This is a genomic window from Aeromicrobium marinum DSM 15272, from assembly GCF_000160775.2.
GTDB lineage: Bacteria > Actinomycetota > Actinomycetes > Propionibacteriales > Nocardioidaceae > Aeromicrobium > Aeromicrobium marinum.
Genome location: NZ_CM001024.1, coordinates 1,955,830 through 1,974,435, shown reverse-complemented (window position 1 = coordinate 1,974,435; position 18,606 = coordinate 1,955,830). Strand labels below are relative to the sequence as shown.

The window sequence follows — 18,606 nt, the reverse complement described above, 5'->3', positions numbered from 1 at the left end:
GACCCTGGTCCGTCCCCGGGTCGCCTCAGGGTCGGGCGGGTCCCGTCCCTCGTGGCGCGGGGGCGTCCCCGCGTGTGACGATCATGGGGTGACACCGCCCCCACCCGTGCGCCGCGCGTACCGGCCCGCCGACCGCCGGATCATCTCCGGCGTCAGCGCCGGCGTCGCGGACCACCTGGGCGTGGACCCCCTGTGGGTCCGGCTCGGCTTCACGATCGCGGCAGTCTTCAACGGTGCAGGGATCGTGGCGTACCTCCTGTTGTGGCGGTTCCTGCCGATCAGTGCCGCGCCCGGCGTGCCCGGGCTGGACGCCGCGACCCGGCGAGGCCTCCGGACCTCCGGCGGCACGTCGACGGTCGACGTCGCCCGCGCGGCGGCGGTGCTGGCGATCGGTGCCGGTGTCGCCCTGCTGGTGCAGGTGTCGGGCCGCGGCATCGGCTGGAGCCTGCTGCTGCCGATGCTGATCGCCGCCGTCGGTCTGGCCGTCGTGTGGCGGGGGCTCGACGACACCCGCACCGGCTGGCTGCGCAACGACGGCACCTGGCCGTCCGTCCTGCGGGTCGTGGCCGGCTCGGCGCTGATCGGAGCCGCGGGCATCTACCTCGTCACGGCGGAACGAGGGTGGGCCGCGATCGCCGACGTGGCCACCGTGCTGGCCGTCGCCGTCCTCGGCATCACCTTGATCGTCGGCCCGTGGGTGGCGTCGCTCATCGGCGACCTGGGCTCCGAGCGGCGGGAGCGGATCCGCTCCCAGGAGCGCGCCGACGTCGCGGCCCACCTGCACGACTCGGTGCTGCAGACCCTGGCCCTGCTGCAGAAGAACGCGGCGGACCCCGCGGTCGTGGCGACCCTGGCGCGCCGGCAGGAGCGGGACCTGCGGGCCTGGCTGTACGGCGACGAACGCCGCGACGGCGACTCCGTCGCGGCGGCCCTGCGGGCCGTGGTGGGCGAGGTCGAGGTCGACCACCGGGTGCCCGTCGAGATCGTGGTGGTGGGGGACGCGCCGCTCGACGACGACCTGGCGGCCCTCGTGCGGGCTGCCCGTGAGGCCGTGGTGAACGCCGCCAAGCACGCGCACGCCGACCGGGTCGACGTGTACGCCGAGGTGCTCGAGGGATCGGTCGAGATCTTCGTCCGGGACCGGGGCATCGGGTTCGACCCCGACGCCGTGCCGGAGGACCGGATGGGGATCCGCGGATCGGTGGTCGGTCGCGTCGAGCGGCACGGCGGCACGGTCGTGGTCCGCAGCGCGCCCGGCGAGGGCACCGAGGTGCGGCTCCGTCTGCCGCGATCCGCCGTTCGAGAGGACTCCACCCCATGACCACCCCCACGACACCGCCGCCGGCCGCGCGCCTGCGGATCGCCGTCGTCGACGACCACGCCATGTTCCGGACGGGGGTGCGGGCCGAGATCTCCGGCACCCTCGACCTGGTCGCTGAGGCCGAGGACGTCGAGTCCGCCGTCGCGGCGCTGACCGCCACGACCCCCGACGTCGTCCTGCTCGACGTGCACATGCCCGGCGGAGGTGGCGGTGAGGTGCTGCGCCGCATGCTCCCGCGGCACCCCGACATGCGGTTCCTGGCGCTGTCGGTCAGCGATGCCGCCGAGGACGTCATCGGCGTCATCCGGGCGGGCGCCCGCGGCTACGTCACCAAGAACATCTCCGGACCGGAGCTGCTCGACGCGATCGCCCGGGTGGCGGCCGGCGACGCGGTGTTCTCGCCCCGGCTGGCCGGATTCGTGCTGGACGCCTTCGCCGGCACCATCGAGGTCGCGCAGATCGACACCGACCTGGACCGGCTGACCGAACGCGAGCGGGAGGTCATGCGGCTGATCGCCCGCGGCTACGCCTACAAGGAGGTGGCCAAGGAGCTGTTCATCTCGATCAAGACCGTCGAGACGCACGTGTCGAGCGTGCTGCGCAAGCTGCAGCTCTCCAGCCGCCACGAGCTGACCCGCTGGGCCAACGACCGTCGCCTGATCTGAGTGCGAGGAGGTGGGGAGAGGACGTAGGTTCGGGCGCATGGCGATGACGGCGCGTGACCTCCTCGCGCGGGGACGGCTCGAGGCCCGGTACGCCGCGACGATGGCTCGCGCGGTCGGACCCCAGGCGGTGCGCGGCAACCCGCTGCGGTACCTGGGGGTCGCGACCGCCGCGTGGCAGCACGGGGTGGCCGGTGCCGGTACCGCGGCCGCGGCCGCCATGAACCCGCACGGCGTCGCGATCGTCGATGACCGGGGATCGTTGACGTCGGCCGAGCTGCACCGCCGCTCCACGGCCCTGGCAGCGGCGCTGTACGCCACGGGGGTCGACGCCGGCAGCAGCATCGGGATCCTGTGCCGCAACCACCGGGAGTTCTTCGAGGTCTTCTTCGCCGCGAGCAAGCTCGGCGCCCGGACACTGCTGCTCAACACCGACTTCTCCGCCCCGCAGCTGACCGAGGTGTGCGGGCGCGAAGGTGTCGACGTGCTCGTCCACGACGGCGAGTTCGCGGACCGGACGACCCTGCTCGACCCGTCGGTCAGGCGTCTGGTGGCCCACCGCGAGGCGGGTGACCCCGACGACGCGGCCGCGACCGACACCCTGATCCGCCACGCCGACCCCCGGGTGCTGCCGCGGCCCCGACGGGCCCAGCGCGTCGTGCTGCTGACCAGCGGGACGACCGGGACCCCCAAGGGCGCCCCGCGCGACATCGACGCGACCCTGGCCGCGCCGGGTGGCGTGCTGTCGAGGATCCCGCTCCGTCCGGGCCGGACGGTGGTGGTCGCGGCGCCGCTGTTCCACGCCTGGGGGCTGTCGATGGCGATGCTGTCGTTCGGTCTGGGCAGCACGGTGGTGGTGAGCCGCCGGTTCGACGCCGCTGCCACCCTCGCCGCGATGGCCGAGCGCCGTGCGGACACCCTGATCACCCTCCCGGTGCTCCTGGGCCGGCTGGTTGCGGCCGTCGAGGCGTCGGACCGACCGCCGCGGCTGCAGCACCTGCGCGTCATCGCCCTCTCCGGCTCCGCGCTGCGGCCGGAGCTCGCGGAGCGGGCCACCCGGGCCTTCGGCCCCGTCGTGCACAACCTCTACGGGTCGACCGAGGTCGCCGCCGTCGCGATCGCGACCCCGCAGGACCTCGCCGCGGCTCCCGGCACCGTGGGTCGCCCCCCGTTCGGCACGGTCGTGCGCATCCTGGACGACCGTGACCGACCCGTCCGGCACGGCGCGGTCGGCCGGATCTTCGTCCGCAGCTCGATGCAGTTCGGCGGGTACACCGGGGGAGGGTCCAAACGCGTCGTCGACGGGTTCATGTCGACCGGCGACCTGGGGCACCTGGACCGCGACGGTCGCCTGCACGTCGAGGGCCGCGACGACGACATGATCGTGTCCGGCGGCGAGAACGTGTTCCCGCTGGAGGTCGAGAACCTGCTCGCCACCCACCCGTCGGTCCGCGAGGCCGCGGTGGTCGGGGTGCCGGACGAGGAGTTCGGCGCACGACTCGCGGCGTTCGTGGTGGTCGACGGCCCGATCACGGCCGACGCGGTGCGGGACCTCGTCCGGCAGAACCTGGCCCGCTACAAGGTCCCGCGCGACGTCATCTTCGTCGACGAGCTGCCGCGCAACCCTGCCGGCAAGGTGGTCAAGCGGCTGCTGGACACCTGAGCAGGGCGCGGCCCGTCCGTCGCGGCCGACTCGGTAGGATGACGTCCGGTGCGTCGGGAAGTCTGGTCGACAACGTCGTCAGCGATCCCGAAAGGACCCTCGTGGAGCCCCTCGCCGCTGACGTCCTCCCTGCCCACGCCCCGTCCTCCAGCCAGGTGGTTCCGTGTCCCTGATCGCCGTGCTCGCGCTGGTCGCGGCCCTGGTCGCGGTCGCGCCCGTCGCCGTCCGACTGCTGGGCCGGGCCGCGGGCTGGCCCCTGGCCGGCGGTCTGCTGGTCGCGGCGGGTGCGCTGGTGCAGCAGTACCCGGGCGGAGGCAGGGTCACCGACAGCGCGGCCTGGATCCCGAGCATCGACGTCGCGCTGAGGCTGCGGCTGGACGGCCTGTCGTTCCTGTTCGCCCTCGTGGTGCTCGTGATCGGGGCCGCGGTGCTGGTGTACTCCACGGCCTACCTCACCGAGACTCGTCCGGCCACCTTCTACACCCTGATGACCGCGTTCGCGGCCGCCATGCTGCTGCTGGTCCTGGCGGACGACCTCGTCGTGCTGTTCGTGGCGTGGGAGCTGACCACCCTGTGCTCGTACCTGCTGATCCTGACCTCCGGCCCCCGCGCCGGCCCGCCGGCGACCCGCACCCTGCTGGTCACGGCGGCCGGTGGCCTCTGCCTGCTCGGCGCGGTGGGCCTGGTCGTGGTCCGCACCGGCACCACCGAGCTCACCGCGGCGCTCGCCAGCCCGGTGTGGGGCCAGGACCCGACCTTCGCCGGCGCGGTGGCCGTGCTGGTGGCACTGGCCGCGATGACCAAGTCGGCACAGTTCCCGTTCCACGCGTGGCTCCCCGACGCGATGGTCGCGCCGGCCCCGGTCAGCGCCTACCTGCACGCGGCCGCGATGGTGAAGGCCGGCATCTTCCTGCTGATGCTGTTCGCCGACGCCGCCTCCAGCTCGCCCCTGTGGTCACCGCTGCTGATCACCGTCGGACTGCTGACCTCCGTGATGGGAGCGGCGTTCGCCCTGCAGCGCACCGACCTCAAGGAGCTGCTCGCCTACTCGACGGTCAGCCAGCTGGGCCTGGTCGTGGCGGTCATCGGGGTGGGCAGCACCGGCGCGATGCTGGCGGCGAGCGTGCACGTCGTCGCCCACGCCCTGTTCAAGTCGGCGGCGTTCATGCACGTGGGCCTGCTCGAACGGAGGGTCGGCACCCGGGACATCCGTGAGCTGAGCGGCATGGCGCGCACGATGCCGTGGGACGCGGCGATGATCACCCTGGCCGCCGTGAGCATGGCCGGCGTGCCGATCACCCTGGGCTTCGTCAGCAAGGAGCTGATCCTCGACTACATGCTGCAGGCGCCCGCGGGGCCCGGGGTCGGGTGGCTCGTCGCCGGCGTCGCGGCCGGCGGGGCCCTGCTGACCTTCGCCTACAGCGCCCGTCTGCTCGTCACGACCCTGCCCGGCCCGGCCGTGGAGGTCCGACCCTGGCGGGAGACGGCCCCCATGTCGCTGGGCATCGGGGTCGGTGCGCTCGGAGGCCTGGTGGCCGGTCTGCTGGTCTGGCTGCTGGACGACCTGGTGGCACCCGCCGCCGCCGTCGCCTCGGGCAGCCGGCTGTCCGAGGTCAGTGAGCTGAGCCTGTGGCACGGCGTCAACGCCCCGCTGCTGCTGTCGGCGACCGTGATCGCCGGAGGAGCCGTGCTGGTGCTGCGCCGCGACGCGGTCGACCGCCTGCTCGACCGGTCGCTGTTCCCCGGCACGGGCGTGGGCGCGGTGGAGGCGGTGCAGAGCGGCATCGTCGCCGGCGGCCGGCGGGTCGCCGACCTGACGCGCACGGACGCTCCCGCGTTCCACCTGGCGATCCCGATCACCCTGATCGGCGCCGGCGGGGTGGGGGTGGCGTTCCTCTGGCCCGGCCTGCCCGACACGACCGGGGTGCGCCTGCTCGACCTCGGGCTGCTCGCCGTGCTGCTGCTGGGGGTGGCGACGGTGGTGCGGGCCCGCACGCGGCTGACGGGCATGATCGCCGCCGGGGTGGCCGGCTTCGCGGTGGCCCTCTGGTACTTCGAGCTGGGGGCGGCCGACGTCGCGCTCACCCAGCTGCTGGTCGAGATCCTGACCGTGGTGATCATGGTGCTGGTGCTGCGCCGGATGCCGTCCGGCTTCGCGCGGGTGCCGCGACGCCGCACCGTCCTGGCGTCACTCGCAGCGATCGCCGCCGGCATCACCGCCACGGTGACGACCCTGGCGTTCACGGGCCAGCGAGACCTCTCACGGGCCGGCCGGTACTTCCTCGACGAGGCCGAGAACGAGACCGGTGGCACCAACGTCGTCAACACGATCCTCGTCGACTTCCGTGCGCTCGACACCCTCGGTGAGCTGGTCGTCCTGGGCATCGGGGCCGTCGCGGTGGCGGCTCTGCTGACCGCGCGGCGGCCCGTGGAGGGACCCGAGGAGTCCGTTCCCGAGACGGCGCTCTCGGAGCCGCGACGCAACGCGGTGTTCCTCTCCGTGCTCGACCGGTACCTCGTCCCGCTCATGCTGGTCGGCTCCGTCTACGCGCTCCTGCGGGGCCACAACGCCCCCGGCGGTGGCTTCATCGGCGCGCTGATCGGCGTCTCCGCCCTCGGGCTGGCCTATCTGGCCGCGCCGTCCGACGACACCGAACGGCTGGCCAAGCCGTACCTCGCGATCGCCGGCAGCGGCATCGTGGTGGCGGTCGGGAGCGGGCTCGTGGGGCTCCTCGAGGGGTCGTACCTGCGACCGGTCAAGCTCGACCTCGGCCTCACCGAGATCAGCACCTCCCTGGTGTTCGACATCGGCGTCTACCTGGCGGTGTTCGGGGTCATCCTCGCCGCCCTCAACCTGCTGGGCACGTCGCGTCACCAGGCGCCGGTCGAGTCGGGCGTGCGGGGCGCCCGGTCGGCCCGACGTGCGGCGGAGAGGGCCGGCCGATGATCCTCGCCCTGTCCGTCGGTGTGCTCGTGGCCGGCGCCGTGTTCATGGTCCTGCAGCGCGACTTCCTGCGCGTGATCCTGGGATTCGTGCTGCTCAGCCACGCCGTCAACCTGCTGATCTTCAGCTCGGGCGGAACCGACCGTCGGGGTGAGCCGCTCGGGACCGACCTCGACCCGGCCACCACGGCCGACGCGCTGCCGCAGGCCTTCGTCCTCACCGCCATCGTCATCGCGTTCGCGATCACGATCTACCTGCTGGTGCTCGCGGTGACCGGCGAGGACGACGAGCACGACGTCGAGCCGGGACCGACCGACGATCGGGGGGCGGAGCGATGAACGACGCCCTCATGCCCCTGCTCGTCGCGGTGCCGCTCGCCGGTGCCGGTCTCAGCGCGTTCGGGCGACCCGGTTCACGGTGGCCGCTCGCACTCCTCGGGGTGGTCCTGCTCGCCAACCTCGTCGGCGGCGCCGTGCTCCTGACGGCCACGGCCGACGGCACGGTGCTGGCGCACAGCGTCGGGGCGTGGCCGGCAGGCATCGCGATCCCGTTCGTCGGTGACGCGCTGTCGGCCCTGATGATCACGGTCACGGCCCTGCTGACCGGGGTGTGCGCGTGGTTCGCCGTCGCCGCGGGAACCGGACGCCTGCCGCTCTTCGCCCCGCTGGTGATGGCGTTGACCGCCGGCGTCAACGGTGCGCTGCTCACCGCCGACCTGTTCAACCTGTTCGTCTTCGTCGAGGTCATGCTGCTGCCGTCGTACGGCCTGCTGATCCTCTCCCGGCGTCGCGAGGGCACGGCCGAGGCCGTCACCGGGTCGCGCCTGTACGTGACGTTCAACCTGTTCGTCTCCACCGTCCTGCTGGCGGGCATCGCGCTGGTCTACGGGACGGCCGGCACGGTCAACCTCGCCGAGCTCGCCGGCGCGGCCGCCGAGTCGTCCCTCGTCGCGGCCGCCACGGCCGTGTGCCTGTTCGCGTTCGCGATGAAGGCGGCCGTCGCCCCGAGCCACGGCTGGCTCGCGCGCACCTACCCGTCGACCTCCCCGGCCGTCACCGCGCTGTTCTCGGGTCTGCACACCAAGGTCGCCATCTACGCGATCTACCGCATCTACGCCGTCGTGTTCGACGGTGACGACCGGTACCTGTGGATCGGGATCGTGATGTTCAGCGCCACGATGCTCGTCGGTGTCCTCGGCGCGGTCGGCGAGGACACGATGCGGTCGATCCTCAGCTTCAACATGATCAGCGGGATCGGCTACGTGCTCGTCGGGGTCGCCCTGTTCACCCCGGCCGGGCTCGCCGCCGGCCTGTTCTACCTGGTGCACCACATGATCGCCAAGGCGTCCCTGCTGCTGTCGGCCGGCGCGGTCGAGACGCACCACGGCACGGGCCGGCTCGACGACCTCCGTGGCCTGGTGCGGCGCCAGCCGCTGCTCGCGGCCGCGTTCGGAATGGCTGCGCTCTCGCTGGCCGGGCTTCCGCCGTTCTCCGGTTTCGTCGCCAAGCTCAGCCTCGTGCTCGCCGCGGTCGACGCCGACCGGTTCGTGGTCGTCGCGATCGTCATCGGTGCCAGCCTCCTCAGCCTGTTGTCCCTGCTGCGGATCTGGAACGCGGTGTTCGCCGGTCCGAGGCCCGACGAGGCCGCGGAGGCGTCGCACCCCGCCTCGCGCACCCCGGTCCGCACCAGCCTCGTCGTCCCCTCGGTCGTCCTCGCCGTCGTGACGCTCGGGCTCGGCCTGGGGGCCGAGGTGCTGCTCGACCTGACCTCGACGGCCGCGGCCGGCCTGCTCGACACCACGCCCTACGTGACGGCGGTGGTCCGATGAGCACGCTGCTGACCTTCCCCGCCCGGGCGGTGGCGTTCTGGACCTGGTTCGTCGGTCAGATCGTGACGTCGTCGTGGGCGATCATCGTCGACATCCTCACCACCGGCCACACGTCCACCCCCCGGGTGGTGCGCCTGCGCCTCACCTCGACCGACGACCACCAGGTCGCGCTGATCGGGATCCTGATCACCCTCACGCCGGGCACGCTCACGCTCGGGGTCACCGAGGACGACGGCGGCGCGCGGACCCTGCTGGTGCACTCGTTGTACCACGGGAGCACCGAGGCGGCCCTGGCCGACCTGCAGGAGATGGAGCGCAGGATGCTGCGCGGCACCACGATCGGAGGCACCGGATGATCGCCCTGGACGTCGCCATCGCCGGGTGCGGCATCGCGGTCGCCCTGGCCGTGTGGCGCATTGCGGTCGGGCCCACTCCGGCCGACCGTGCCGTGGGCACGGACCTGCTGACCTTCGCCGTCGTCGCGCTGATCGCGCTCATCGGCACCCGGACCGCGAGCGCCGGCACCTTCGACCTCGTGCTCGTGGCGACGCTCGTCGCGTTCCTCGCCGCCGTGTCCCTGGCCCGGCTGCTGACCAGGGGGCACCGATGACGTGGTGGGAGGTCCTGGGGCAGGTCTGGGTCGTGCTCGGCGCGACGATCTTCGTCGCCGCCGGCATCGGCGTCGTCCGGCTGCCCGACGCCTACACCCGCGCGTCCTCGGTGGCCACCGCCGCCGGGCTGGGCGTCGCGTTCGTGGTGGCCGGGTCGGCGCTGCTCGACCCGTCGCCGTCGACGGCGGTGAAGGTGGTCATCGCCATCGGCCTGCAGCTGGCCACGTCGGCCGTCGGCGGCATCGCGATCGCTCGCGCCGCCGTGCTGTCGGGCCACCGCTTCGGCGCCGGCACCGACGCCGGTGAGCTCGGGGAGCATCCGGGGACGGACTGACGCGGGTCCGCCCGAGACGTGACATCGGCGAATGTCCCATGGCCTGTACCTCGACGATCCGTCGCGGGTAGGGTGGCACCTCTCGACCAAGGGAACCGCCTCATGGCCTACTTCGTCACCGGCGCCACCGGATTCATCGGACGCCGACTCGTCGCCGAGCTCGTGTCACGGCGTGAGGGCGACATCCACGTCCTCGTGCGCCCCGGCTCGGTGGCGCGGCTGGAGCGTCACGCCCACGGGTGGGGGCGGTCGCCGCGTGTCGTCCCGGTCAGCGGCGAGCTGACCCGGCCGGGGCTGGGCGTCGACCCGGGGTGGATCGCCGAGCACGCCGGGAGCATCGACCACGTCTTCCACCTGGCGGCGTCCTACGACATGACGGCCGGCGCCGCCGAGAACGACCTGCTGAACCTCGACGGCACCCGGCACGCGCTCGAGCTCGCGGAGGCCGTCGGGGCGGGGACCTTCCACCACGTGTCATCGATCGCCGTCGCCGGCGACTTCTCCGGTGTCTTCACCGAGGAGATGTTCGACGAGGGGCAGGGCTTCCCGTCGGACTACCACCGGACCAAGCACGGCTCGGAGGCGTTGGTCCGCGCCTCCACCGCCGTCCCGTGGCGGGTCTACCGACCGGCCGTGGTGGTCGGCGACTCGCGGACCGGCGAGATCGACAAGGTCGACGGGCCGTACTACTTCTTCCCGCTGGTCAAGGCGCTGCGGTCGGCCCTGCCGACCTGGTGGCCGCTCGCCGCTCCCGGCCTCGGACGGACCAACGTGGTGCCCGTCGACTACGTGGCACGGGCGATGGACGAGCTCGCGCACCGGCCGGGCCTCGACGGCCGGGCCTTCCACCTGGTCAACCCGGAGCCGCACTCCAACCTCGAGCTGATCGACACCATCGCCCAGGCGGCCGGCGCGCCCCACGTGGCCGCATCGCTGGACAACCGGGTCACCGACGCACTCGCCGAGAAGCTCGTCGGGCCGCTGGCCGCCCGCACCGTCGGCACCGACCTCGGAGCGACGCTCAGCCGGCCGCTGCTGCGACGGCTCGGGATCCCGCCCGAGGTGCTGCCCCACCTGCACCTGGCACCGGTCTTCGACGCCACGGCGACCCTGGCCGCGCTGGAGGGCTCGGGCATCGCGCCGCCGCCCCTGTCGACCTACGCGGGGGCGCTCTGGGACCACTGGGAGCAGCGGCTCGACCCGGCCATCGGCGCCGACCGGGCGACCCGGCGGGCCGTACAGGGGCGCACCATCATGATCACCGGCGCCACCTCCGGCATCGGGCGGGCCACGGCGTTCCGGCTGGCCACCCTCGGCGCCACCGTGGTGCTCGTGGCCCGCAGCGCCGAGGACCTGGAGCACATGGTCGACGAGATCAGGTCCGACGGCGGCACCGCGGTCGCCTACCCGTGCGACCTCACCGACCTCGAGGCGGTCGACGAGATGGTCAAGGAGGTGGAGCGCGATCTGGACGGTGTCGACGTGCTGGTCAACAACGCCGGTCGATCCATCCGTCGGTCGCTGCGTCTGTCCTACGACCGGTTCCACGACTTCGAGCGCACGATGCAGCTGAACTACTTCGGGGCGATCCGGCTGGTCATGGGTCTGGCGCCGGGGATGGCCCACCGCAAGCGCGGGCACGTCGTCAACATCTCGTCGATCGGCGTGCAGACCAACCCGCCGCGCTTCAGCGCCTACATCGCCTCGAAGGCCGCGCTCGACGGCTGGACGCGTGTCGTCAGCTCCGAGCTGGTCCACCGTGGCGTCACGTTCACCACCATCCACATGCCGCTGGTGCGCACCCCGATGATCGCCCCCACCCGCCTGTACGACGCGTTCCCGGCGATCAGCTCGGCGCAGGCGGCGGACCTGGTCCTGCGCGCGATCCGGGACCAGCCGCACGAGATCAACACCCTGGGCGGGACCGCCGGCGAGCTGGGACACGCGTTGGCCCCGCGCATCGCCTTCCAGGTGCTGAACCGCGCCTACCACCTGTTTCCCGACTCGGCCGCCGCGCGTGGCGCCGACGCGGGCCGGTCCGCCTCGCGGCGGCAACGCACCCTGGCGTCGGTGCTGCGCGGCGTGCACTGGTAGCGGCGGCCGTCCTCACCGGCTCCGCGGCCGTAGCACCAGGTGGACCGCGATGCCCACGACCAGCGCCCAGAACGCCGACCCGACCCCGGCGAACGCGATGCCGGAGCCGGCCACCACGAAGGTCGTGGCGGCGACCGTGCGCGTCTGCGGGTCTGCCAGGGCCGCGCCGAGTGCTCCGACGAAGGCACCGAGCAGGGCGACCGCCGCCACCGCCTGGACCACTCCGGCCGGAGCGAGCGCGACGAGCGTCGCCAGGGCCGCCGACGCCAGCCCGAGCACCAGGAAGGTCACGCCGTCGGACACCGCTGCGATCCAGCGGCGGGACGGGTCCGGGCCGGCGTCAGGACCCGCGGCGAGCGCGGCGCTGATCGCCGACAGGTTCACCGCGTGGCCGCCGGACCCGGCGCCCAGGACCGTGCCCAGTCCGGTGACGGCCATCGTCTCGCGCCACGGGACGCGGTAGCCGAACGACTGCATGACCGCCACCCCGGCGATGTTCTGCGAGGCCATCGTGACCACGAACAACGGGATCGCCAGACCCACGAGGGCCTGGGTCGTCCATGCCGGGGTGGTCCAGGTGAGCTGCGGGGCGAGATCGCCGACCGGCACGGTGGCGCCGCTCGACACGAGGTCCACCGCGATCACCACGGCGGCGGCGACGAAGGCCGCAGGGACCGCCCAGCGCGGGGTGAACCGGACGAGGGCGAGCCAGGTGAGCAGGACCGGGGCCACGGCCCACGGCTCCTCCCGCAGGGCCGGGACCGGGGCGGTGCAGAGCGGGAGCAGGATCCCGGCCAGCATCGCCTGCGCGACGACCGGGGGGATGCGCCGCACGAGGTCCGCCAGCTGGGTCCACACGCCGGACGCCGCGATGAGCAGACCGGTCACCGCGAACGCCCCGACGGCGGCGGGCCAGCCGCCGTCGACCTCGCCGGTCGTGATCAGCAGTGCGGCTCCCGGCGTCGACCAGGCCAGCGTGATCGGCACGCGGTGGCGCAGGGCCAGCCACAGGATGCCGGCGCCCGACAGCAGGGACACCACGAGCAGTCCCGACGCGGACTGGTCGCGGTCGGCGCCGACCGACTGCAGCCCGGCCAGCACGATCGCGAACGAGCTGGTGAAGCCGACCAGCGCGCAGACGATGCCGGCCGTGACGGGCACGGCACGGCTGTCGTCGGTCGACGCCGGGTCGGCGGTGCTGGTCACCGCTGCACGATAGCGCCGGGAGGGCCGGTCAGACGGCAGCGGCCGTCAGCACCGGGAGCAGCGCGGCCGCGACGTCCGCAGGCTTCTCCTCGTGGGCGAACAGACGGGCGCCCGGCACCACGTGCAGGGTGGCGTCCGGGAAGGTGTCGACCATCGCGCGGGCCCGGGAGGCGGGAAAGAACGGATCGTCCTCGCCCCACACGAGCGCGACGGGCACCGTGGTGTCGCGGTGCAGACGGTCGAGGTCGCGCACCATCTGGGTGTCGAAGCTGCGCAGCACGGCGACGGCCGCGGCGAGTCGGGCCGGGTCGTCCCGGATCGGCGCGAGGAAGAACTCGTCGAACTCGCCGTCGAGGAGCGCGGGATCGGTGAACGCCCCGCCGAGCACCAGGGGGCTGCGGCGCAGTCGGTGCGCGCCGAACAGCCGCCGCAGCACTCCGCCGACGCCGGGCAGTCGGCCCGATGCGAGGAAGGCCCGGAACAGGGGCGACAGCGGGCCCGTCTGCTCGGTGTCGACGAGCCCGAGGGCCCGCAGTCGGGGATCGCCGGTGGTGGCGTGCCGGGCGATCAGTCCGCCGCTGTCGTGGCCGACCGCGGCGTAGCTGGTGAACCCGAGCTGGTCGACGACCTCGCGGACCGCTGTGACATGTCCGCCGATGGAGAGATCGGCTGCTGCCGGGAACCGGCTCGACCCGGCGCCGGGCAGGTCGACGAGGTGGCAGGTCACGTGGTCGGCCAGGTGCGGCAGCAGCTGCCGGAAGGTCGCGCTGCTCACGGGCCAGCCGTGCACGAACAGCACGTCGGGGCCGTGGCCGATCCGTCGGTAGGCGGCCTCACCGCCGGACACCGGCAGGTGACGCAGCGGAGCGTCGCGGAACAGCTGGGACGCCTCGGCGGGCGTGGGTGCGGTCATGGTCGAGCCTCCTGGGTGCGCCCGAGACAGTTTGTAGTGGTCACTACAAACCTAGCGTCAGGGTCCTCTACGATCAACCCCGTGGGCCACAAGTACTCGCGGGACGAGATCCTCACCGCCGCCGTCACCTCGGTGCTCACCGACGGGCTCCACCGCCTCACCTACGGCCGGGTGGCCCGGGAGATCGGCACCAGCGACCGGGTGGTCGCCTACTACTTCCCGACCACGGCGGACCTGGCGGGCGCGGTCCTGGGGGCGATGGGCGCCGACCTGCAGGCCGCGCTGGACGCGGCCGTCGGTGCACCCGTACCCGACCACCGGATGCTGCTGTCGGCGGCCTGGCCGTCCTTGGCGCAGACCGACCACGACGCGCTGTTCGCGGTGTACTTCGAGGCGGCCGGCCTCGCCGCGGCCGGGCGGGAGCCCTACGCCACCCACGTGCCCGCCCTCGTCGAGGCCTGGGTGCAGTGGGCGGCCGACCACCTGCAGGGGTCCGCCGACCGGCGCCGGAGCGAGGCCGAGGCGACGATCGCGTCGATCGACGGACTCCTGCTCGTGCGGCAGCTGCTCGGTGTCGAGGCGGCAGCACGGGCCGCCGAGGTGCTGGTGGGTCCGACCTGATCGACGTCACGTGCCGGCAACCTGGGCGGTCTAGCCTGACCGCATGAAGCAGCCTCATCTCATCGTGCTGTTCGGGGCCACCGGCGACCTGGCCCGCCGCAAGCTGCTGCCGGGGATCATGCACCTGGTGCAGTCCGGTCTCGTGGGCGACTCACGGATCATCGGTGTCTCGCTCGACGACTTCGACGACGACGCCTTCCGGGAGTTCACCCGCAGCGCGTGCCGCGAGTTCGGGACGCGGGCCGTCCGCAGCGAGTCGTGGGACGACTTCGCCGGCAAGCTCAGCTACGTCAACGTCGCCGCCGGGCCGGAGGTGCTGGCGGCACGGGCGGCCGAGCTCGAACGCGATCTCGGCGGATCCCCGGGCCGGCTGCACTACCTCAGCGTCCCGCCGAGGTCCGCGCTCGACGTCGTGCACACCCTCGCGGCCGCCGGGCTGGTCGAGCGGTCCCGGATCATCATGGAGAAGCCGTTCGGCGTCGACCTGGCCAGCGCCCGGGCGCTCAACGCCCAGCTGCACCAGGTCTTCGACGAGCAGCAGATCTTCCGCATCGACCACTTCCTCGGCAAGGAGGCGGCGCTCAACATCCTGGCGTTCCGGTTCGCCAACGGTCTGTTCGAGCCGATCTGGAACCGCAACTTCATCGACCACGTGCAGATCGACGTCCCCGAGCGGCTCTCGGTCGCGGGTCGGTCGGGCTTCTACGAGGGCACCGGGGCCTACAAGGACATGGTGGTGACGCACCTGTTCCAGATCCTGGCCTTCATGGCCATGGAGCCCCCGACGGCGCTGGACTCCGACGCGATCAGTGAGGAGAAGAACAAGGTCTTCCGCTCGATGCTGCCCCTCACGCCGGCCGACGTGGTCCGTGGGCAGTACCAGGGCTACCGGGAGGAGGACGGCGTCTCCCCGGAGTCGGAGACCGAGACCTTCATCGCCCTCAAGGCCGAGATCGACAACTGGCGCTGGGCGGGCGTCCCGTTCTACCTGCGCACCGGCAAGCAGATGGCCGAGGGCGCCCGGATCATCTCGATCGCCTTCCGCGAACCGCCCAAGAGCATGTTCCCGACCGGGTCGGGGGTGGGGCTGTCGGGACCGGACCACCTCACCTTCGACCTCGCCGACTCCTCCCGCATGTCGCTGTCGTTCTACGGCAAGCGTCCCGGGCCCGGCATGCGGCTGGACAAGCTGTCGATGCAGTTCGCGATGCAGGAGACCGACCGGGCCGGGGACGTGCTCGAGGCGTACGAGCGGCTGATCCACGACGCCATGCAGGGCGAGCGCACCCTGTTCACCACGGCCGAGGGCATCGAGCGGCTGTGGGAGGTGTCGCAGCCGCTGCTGGACGACCCGTCGCCCGTGCGCCCGTACGCGCCCGGGACCTGGGGCCCCAACTCGGTGCACCAGCTGATCGCTCCGCGGGCCTGGCGGCTGCCGTTCGAGCGGGGGTGGCGCGACCCCAACGAGCTGGGTCAGTAGGCGGCGTCAGGACTGCAGGTAGGCCGTGACCATGGCGTCGACCTCGGCCACCAGCTCGTCGCGGCTCATCGGCGGTCGGTCCAGCACGTACCGCACCGTGAGCTGCTCGATGGCGCGGACCACGATCCAGGCCGCCCGCGACGGGGGCACGTCTCGCACGTCGCCCCGCCGGGCGGCGAGGTAGGCGGCCATGAGGTCCGAGACCCGCTGTTCGACGCCGGCCAGGCGCTCGTGGTTGCGGGTGCGCGGCAGCTCGTCGACGAAGACGCGCAGGAACGCCTCGTTCTCCTCCAGGGCGTCGAGCAGCGCGTGCAGGGTGGCGTGGATGAGGGAGTCGTCGGGGCCCCCGAGCTGGTCGGTCAGTGAGGCCGCGACCCGGTCGGACAGCTCGTCGGCGTACTTCGCCACCACCGCGTCGACGACCGCGTCCTTGTCGGCGAAGTACTGGTAGAGCGAGCCGGGGCTGATCCCCGCCTGCTTGGCGACCTTGTTGGTGGAGGCGGCGTCGTAGCCGTCGCGCAGCAGCACCTCGCGGCCGGCCGTCAGGATCTTCTCGACCATGAGGCGCGAGCGTTCCTGCTGCGGAGCCTTGCGGACGGGCGGAGTGGGAGCGACCATGACGCGAATTGTATGCGAGTGATCGCTCGTGTGAGGCTGGGGGCGATCGATCCCCGACGGACCCGGAGGTCCCCATGAGCGTCACCACCCCGTCCGAGGCTCCTGTCGTGCTGCCCACGCGGTTCCGGGCCGCCGAGGCGCGGGGCGCCCGCATGGGGCGCTTGCTGCGGCCGCTCGGTCGGGTCCGGCAGGTCGACGAGGACCTGATGACCCGGCTCGGCCGTGGCCTGATGGAGGTCGACGAGACCGGGGCGGCGCTGGCCCGGGCGATGCGGCGGCCGGCCGGCGACCCCGCGCGGGTGTCGATGGCACAGCTGAAGCAGGCGACCGACCACGGCATCGACACCGTCGAGGACGCACCGGCGGCGCTGGTCGAGTTCTTCACGCGCGTCGAGGCCACCCCCGCGTGGGTCGACCTCGACCTCGTCGACGAGGGCGCGCGCGTGTTCCGGCGGCTCGGTCAGAACGCGGCCGACGTGCTGCTGCAGCTGTCCCTGATCGGCGGCTACCGCTTCGGCGGCCCGACGGACCTGCTGGTGGCCACCGGCGGGCTGGTGGGCGACACCACGATGCGGCGGCTGGGGGAGACGCAGAAGTGGGCGGTGGCCGTCGGTCAGCCGGGTGCGATGCGTCGTGGCGGGGAGGGATGGGCACTGACCGTGCACGTCCGGGCCATGCACGCGCTGGTCAACGAGGGGTTCGCCCACCGGTGGGACGCCGCCCGGTGGGGCCGGCCGATCAACCAGACCGACCAGGCGGCGACGCTGGGGCTCTTCAGCGGCGTGGTGCTGGTGGGGTGCCGATCGCTGGGCGCGCGGATCACCCGTGACGAGTCACTGGCCGTGATGCACCTGTGGAAGTACGTCGGCTGGCTGATGGGGGTCGACGGGCAGTGGTTGGTCGACACCGAACGCGAGCAGCACCACCTCAACTACCACGTGCTGCTCGCGCAGGACGACCTGACCGAGGCCGGGCCGGCGTTGACGCAGGCCATCGTCGAGGCGCAGGGGTCACTGCACATCACGGCCTTCACCCGGCTGCGACGGCACTATGCGAGGGAGCGCCTGCTGAGCATGCTGACGGTCTTCCTCGGTCCGCGGAGCATGCGGGAGCTGGGCCTGCCGCTGCGGCCGCCGTGGGCGTTCGCGCTGGCCCACCTGCTCAACGTCGTGCGCTACCGCATCGTGGGTCGCAGCGCGTGGGGTGAGCAGGCGCTGCAGGCGTGGGGCGCACGGGTGCGGGCGCGCACGATGAGTCGCTACTTCGGGACGTCCACCCCGGAGATCGGGAGGCTCACGGTGTGACGGAGCGACGGGCGAGGTGGGCGATCGGGAACGGCCGGCCCAGGACGTCGGTGGGGTCGCGGCGGGTCTCCGTGAACCCGTGGGACCGGTAGAAGCCCATCCCGGTGACGTTGTCCGCGTAGACCTCGACGGTGGTCGCGGCGGTCCACCTCAGCAGCCGGCTGCCGAGTCCGCGGCCGTGGTGGCGGGGCTCGACGTACAACAGCTCCACGTGGTGGTCGCGCACCCCGGCGAACGCCGCCGCCTCGGCGTCGACGTCGACGACCCAGACGTCCATCGACGGCAGCAGCAGGTCGCGCACGGAGGGCCGCATCTCGCTGACGTCCTCGTCGGCGAGGAACCCGTGCGTGCTGCGTGCCGACCGCTCCCACAGGTCGGTCAGCTCGTCGAAGTCGGCCTCACCGGCGCGGCGGGGGTTCAGGGGCTCCGTCACACCCGGGGCCACTGCTGCTCCACGAGCCGGACCGCCTCGTCGCGTCCCAGCCCCCGCCGACGGGCGACGTCGACGAACGTCGCTGCCGCCGCGGTCGCGTCCGGGTCGGCGGTGCGGGTGCTGGCGATGAACGTGCCTCGGCGGCCGTGGGTCTCGATGACGCCGTCGGCCTCGAGCTCGCGGTAGGCCCGGGCGACGGTGTTGACGGCCAGACCCAGGTCCGCGGCGAGCTGGCGCACGGTGGGCAGCTTGTGACCCGGGCCGAGGGTCCCGGACGTCGCGGCCGCGGCGACCTGGCGACGGACCTGCTCGAACGGCGCCTCACCGGAGCCGGGGTCGACCGAGACGGTGATCACGACGTGACCCGCCGACGGGCCCTGGTGCGCTCGTCCATGCGGTCCTCCCGGGCAGCTCGAGACCCGCCGATCGTAGCGCTGTCTCCCCCCGCGCGGTGTCAGGCGGACCGAAAGAAGCCTCATGCGGTCGCGGAAGCACCTCCGGGGTCCATTCGGTCGCGAATCCACCGCCCAGGCGGGGTGGCGGGTGGGCGGGGCCGTCGGCGGGGCGCCGTAGG

Annotated in this window: 18 protein-coding genes; 13 read left to right on the top strand and 5 right to left on the bottom strand. The window is 73.0% G+C overall.

Annotated features, from left to right (window positions below; all coding sequences use genetic code 11):
- Positions 1–88: 88 nt before the first annotated feature.
- From HMPREF0063_RS10005 to HMPREF0063_RS09960, 10 genes are all read left to right on the top strand, one after another.
- The gene (locus tag HMPREF0063_RS10005) at positions 89–1,321 is read left to right on the top strand and encodes an ATP-binding protein (RefSeq protein WP_007078548.1); all 1,233 of its coding nucleotides are present in this window, start codon (positions 89–91) and stop codon (positions 1,319–1,321) included.
- Positions 1,318–1,986 (top strand): response regulator, encoded by a 669-nt coding sequence (locus tag HMPREF0063_RS10000; protein WP_007078547.1) that lies wholly within the window; start codon positions 1,318–1,320, stop codon positions 1,984–1,986. The genes HMPREF0063_RS10005 and HMPREF0063_RS10000 overlap by 4 nt, the downstream gene beginning before the upstream one ends.
- Positions 1,987–2,023: 37 nt before the next feature.
- Entirely contained in the window at positions 2,024–3,646 is a 1,623-nt protein-coding gene (locus HMPREF0063_RS09995; RefSeq protein ID WP_007078546.1) for an AMP-binding protein, read from the top strand.
- Positions 3,647–3,809: 163 nt separating this feature from the next.
- Positions 3,810–6,593, top strand: coding sequence for a DUF4040 family protein (locus tag HMPREF0063_RS09990; RefSeq protein ID WP_007078544.1), 2,784 nt, complete (start codon positions 3,810–3,812; stop codon positions 6,591–6,593).
- Positions 6,590–6,928: a sodium:proton antiporter gene (locus tag HMPREF0063_RS09985; RefSeq protein WP_007078543.1), complete on the top strand. Its 339-nt coding sequence runs from the start codon at positions 6,590–6,592 to the stop codon at positions 6,926–6,928. Before HMPREF0063_RS09990 ends, HMPREF0063_RS09985 begins: the two co-directional genes overlap by 4 nt.
- Positions 6,925–8,418: a monovalent cation/H+ antiporter subunit D family protein gene (locus tag HMPREF0063_RS09980; protein WP_007078542.1), complete on the top strand. Its 1,494-nt coding sequence runs from the start codon at positions 6,925–6,927 to the stop codon at positions 8,416–8,418. The genes HMPREF0063_RS09985 and HMPREF0063_RS09980 overlap by 4 nt, the downstream gene beginning before the upstream one ends.
- Entirely contained in the window at positions 8,415–8,774 is a 360-nt protein-coding gene (locus HMPREF0063_RS09975; RefSeq protein WP_007078541.1) for a Na+/H+ antiporter subunit E, read from the top strand. Before HMPREF0063_RS09980 ends, HMPREF0063_RS09975 begins: the two co-directional genes overlap by 4 nt.
- Positions 8,771–9,028, top strand: a complete 258-nt coding sequence (locus tag HMPREF0063_RS09970) for an MrpF/PhaF family protein (protein ID WP_007078540.1) — start codon at positions 8,771–8,773, stop codon at positions 9,026–9,028. Before HMPREF0063_RS09975 ends, HMPREF0063_RS09970 begins: the two co-directional genes overlap by 4 nt.
- Entirely contained in the window at positions 9,025–9,363 is a 339-nt protein-coding gene (locus HMPREF0063_RS09965) for a cation:proton antiporter (protein ID WP_007078539.1), read from the top strand. Before HMPREF0063_RS09970 ends, HMPREF0063_RS09965 begins: the two co-directional genes overlap by 4 nt.
- A 102-nt stretch (positions 9,364–9,465) precedes the next feature.
- Positions 9,466–11,457, top strand: coding sequence for an SDR family oxidoreductase (locus HMPREF0063_RS09960; protein ID WP_007078538.1), 1,992 nt, complete (start codon positions 9,466–9,468; stop codon positions 11,455–11,457).
- 12 nt (positions 11,458–11,469) lie between these two features.
- On the opposite strand, the gene HMPREF0063_RS09955 is transcribed toward HMPREF0063_RS09960, so the two are convergent.
- Both HMPREF0063_RS09955 and HMPREF0063_RS09950 read right to left on the bottom strand, forming a co-directional pair.
- Positions 11,470–12,663, bottom strand: coding sequence for a benzoate/H(+) symporter BenE family transporter (locus HMPREF0063_RS09955; RefSeq protein WP_007078537.1), 1,194 nt, complete (start codon positions 12,661–12,663; stop codon positions 11,470–11,472).
- Positions 12,664–12,691: 28 nt separating this feature from the next.
- Positions 12,692–13,576, bottom strand: coding sequence for an alpha/beta fold hydrolase (locus HMPREF0063_RS09950; RefSeq protein ID WP_007078536.1), 885 nt, complete (start codon positions 13,574–13,576; stop codon positions 12,692–12,694).
- An 81-nt stretch (positions 13,577–13,657) separates the two neighbouring features.
- Here HMPREF0063_RS09950 and HMPREF0063_RS09945 point away from each other — a divergent pair, with 81 nt between their 5' ends.
- Together HMPREF0063_RS09945 and zwf are read left to right on the top strand one after the other, a co-directional pair.
- The gene (locus HMPREF0063_RS09945) at positions 13,658–14,197 is read left to right on the top strand and encodes a TetR/AcrR family transcriptional regulator (protein ID WP_040320232.1); all 540 of its coding nucleotides are present in this window, start codon (positions 13,658–13,660) and stop codon (positions 14,195–14,197) included.
- A gap of 43 nt (positions 14,198–14,240) precedes the next feature.
- Complete coding sequence (gene zwf / locus HMPREF0063_RS09940; RefSeq protein ID WP_007078534.1) at positions 14,241–15,677, top strand: glucose-6-phosphate dehydrogenase; 1,437 nt, start codon at positions 14,241–14,243, stop codon at positions 15,675–15,677.
- A gap of 6 nt (positions 15,678–15,683) precedes the next feature.
- On the opposite strand, the gene HMPREF0063_RS09935 is transcribed toward zwf, so the two are convergent.
- Entirely contained in the window at positions 15,684–16,295 is a 612-nt protein-coding gene (locus tag HMPREF0063_RS09935; protein ID WP_007078533.1) for a TetR/AcrR family transcriptional regulator, read from the bottom strand.
- A 74-nt stretch (positions 16,296–16,369) separates the two neighbouring features.
- Here HMPREF0063_RS09935 and HMPREF0063_RS09930 point away from each other — a divergent pair, with 74 nt between their 5' ends.
- Positions 16,370–17,599, top strand: a complete 1,230-nt coding sequence (locus tag HMPREF0063_RS09930; RefSeq protein ID WP_007078532.1) for an oxygenase MpaB family protein — start codon at positions 16,370–16,372, stop codon at positions 17,597–17,599.
- Here HMPREF0063_RS09930 and HMPREF0063_RS09925 read toward each other — a convergent pair.
- Both HMPREF0063_RS09925 and HMPREF0063_RS09920 read right to left on the bottom strand, forming a co-directional pair.
- Positions 17,589–18,032 carry a GNAT family N-acetyltransferase gene (locus HMPREF0063_RS09925; protein WP_211208727.1) on the bottom strand — a complete coding sequence of 148 codons (444 nt, stop codon included), beginning with the start codon at positions 18,030–18,032 and terminating at the stop codon, positions 17,589–17,591. The two genes, HMPREF0063_RS09930 and HMPREF0063_RS09925, sit on opposite strands and share 11 nt — an antisense overlap.
- Positions 18,029–18,388 carry a GntR family transcriptional regulator gene (locus HMPREF0063_RS09920; RefSeq protein ID WP_007078530.1) on the bottom strand — a complete coding sequence of 120 codons (360 nt, stop codon included), beginning with the start codon at positions 18,386–18,388 and terminating at the stop codon, positions 18,029–18,031. The genes HMPREF0063_RS09925 and HMPREF0063_RS09920 overlap by 4 nt, the downstream gene beginning before the upstream one ends.
- Between the last annotated feature and the right edge of the window lie 218 nt (positions 18,389–18,606).